A 2,265-nucleotide genomic window follows, 5' to 3' on the forward strand; every position below is an offset into this window, starting at 1 on the left:
AAGAATGAAGAATGCTTTTTTCCAAAAAGAGTTTCAATTGTAGTTTAAATCACATATATTTACTTACTAGTTAACTAAAATGAGTTCGATTAGAGGTTTTTAGACGAACTGACGTTAGCCGTCAGTTTGGAGGAACGAGATACTTAAAAAACAGAAATTATGAAAAAAATATTTATTGTAACATTTTGTTCTCTAATATTACTTTCTTGTTGTAAAGATGAAGAAAGTGACGCCAAAATTAACATTAACATCCCTGTTGGCTCCATAGTTGGGAAAATAGATGGTGTTGAAACTTTTTTTAATATTGAAGCATATGCTACATTAGATACAATTCCTTGGACGTTTGGACGAGATGCTGTTAAATTATCAATTAAAGGAAAAAAAACTTCAGATAACAATTCCGAAAATATATTAATTTGGTTTTTTGTTACTCCAGTTAGAGAAATAGATGAAGGAACATATCCTGATTTAAACAAGCAAATTTATCATTTTTTAGAATTTAATAATCAATGGAATGGTAATTTATATAATTATGGTTCAAACAGATATGTAGACGAATTTTATTCTTCAAAATCAACAATTGTGAGAATCGATTCTTTAGTTCAAGGTGTTTTTAGTGGTAATGTAGGTATTGGTGCAGGAGCACCAAACAGTATTGAACAACCGCCATTATATCACAAAATTACTAATGGACAATTTAATGTTAAAATAAAAATTAAAAAACCGAACGGCTAACAGCTACTACAACGGATTTGGGTAATTGGCTTGATGGAAAGTTGGTTTTGTATTTGGATGTTTAGTGATAACCGAAAAATAAATCTTAATTTAGTCCCAAACCCGCTGTAGTACCAAAACGTTAGCGGATATCTCAAAAAAAATGTGGATGAAAAAGAAATTCATTTATCTGAATGCAATATTAATATTAGTAATATTACTTGTTTTTATTTTTGGTGATTACTTCTCACCAATTGAAATGAAATTTCAGTATTGGTGGAGTACGAAATATCTCGAATGGAAAATGTTGTCAATAATATTTTTAAGTTTCGCATTTTTTTCTACTGTAATAAGCTTAATTGACATCAAAAATTTGAAATATATAAGTAAGTTTAGTAGAGTTTTCTTTTCTCTAAATTGTTTACTACTATTATTCTTAATCTACAATTTCACAGAATTATATTTAACAACAAAGAGTGAATTAACTAAACGAGAAAACGAATTAATAAAAGAGGCAAAACGTGATGTAAAAGACGATAATGTCACTTATAAATTTGCTGGCGGACTTCAACTTCCGATGCATACACAAAAAAATGAAAATAGAATTGATAATATTAGAAAGAAATATGGTGTAAAATATAAAAACACAGGTTGCATCGTAGATTTGATTGAAATACAAGCACAAGAAAAATATTCAGAAACTGTAAAACCATATTTAGAAAAGAGAAACGGAAAAAATTGGGAATATAAAATGCAAAAAGAAATTGAACTTATAAAAAGAGACATCCGCTAACCGCTAGTAAGCAATAGTCGGGAATTAGGCTTAACCAAAATTTGTTTTGTATTTGGAAAAATTGTAATTATCCGAAAATTTGTTTTTACTTAGCCCGACCATCGCCTACTAGCAAGACGTTGGGCGTAATTGGCACGTAGACTACGATGCCTTTTACACAATGAATTTTCGGGATATTTTTTTTGGAGATTTTCAGAAGATGAAAGCATTTAAGCTTTAAGTCTTTCGATTGAGAATCGTAAAAAGTTCACTTTCAATACGTTTGACAACGTAAAAGACTTATCGAAGTTATCGAAAATAAATGACAAAGTCAATACTTTATTTTTGCTGACTTAAAAATCCTAAAAAAAATAGCGCCCCAAAATCCCAATTATTGACTTCGCCTAGCAGGTTTGCTAAGCACAATAAATAATTAGTTTCATTGATTAAGATTGTGTTGAAAAAAAATGATAGGAGTAGTCTATCCAACTCCGTTACTGATAAAGATTCTGATTGTAAATAGTTCAGTAACTACTCCCAACAGCGGTTATGAGAAATGCCTTCCGCTTTTTTGGTTAAAATAGTACAAATTGAAAAATTTGGCTATTTTAGCTCTTATAAGTGAAGCGGTGTAGAGAAGGCACTTCTCATAGCCGCGTAACGTCAAACTGTCTAATAACCTCCTTTCTCCCTGTTAAATAAATTGTATTAAAAATCGTTCAAATAATTTGCATAACTCGTTGGTTTTTATTATATTTAAGGATGAAATTCATCAACGG

Annotated in this window: 2 protein-coding genes; both read left to right on the forward strand. The window is 29.9% G+C overall.

Going from position 1 to position 2,265, the window contains the following annotated elements; genetic code table 11:
* The first annotated feature begins 159 nt into the window (after window positions 1-159).
* On the forward strand, window positions 160-735 hold the full coding sequence (locus tag ACP7AT_RS15670) for a hypothetical protein (protein ID WP_426065374.1): 576 nt from the start codon (window positions 160-162) through the stop codon (window positions 733-735).
* A 148-nt stretch (window positions 736-883) separates the two neighbouring features.
* Window positions 884-1,507, forward strand: coding sequence for a hypothetical protein (locus ACP7AT_RS15675; protein WP_426065375.1), 624 nt, complete (start codon window positions 884-886; stop codon window positions 1,505-1,507).
* The last annotated feature ends 758 nt before the right edge of the window (window positions 1,508-2,265 follow it).

The organism is Flavobacterium sp. DSP2-3-1 (assembly GCF_049896865.1).
Classification (GTDB): domain Bacteria; phylum Bacteroidota; class Bacteroidia; order Flavobacteriales; family Flavobacteriaceae; genus Flavobacterium.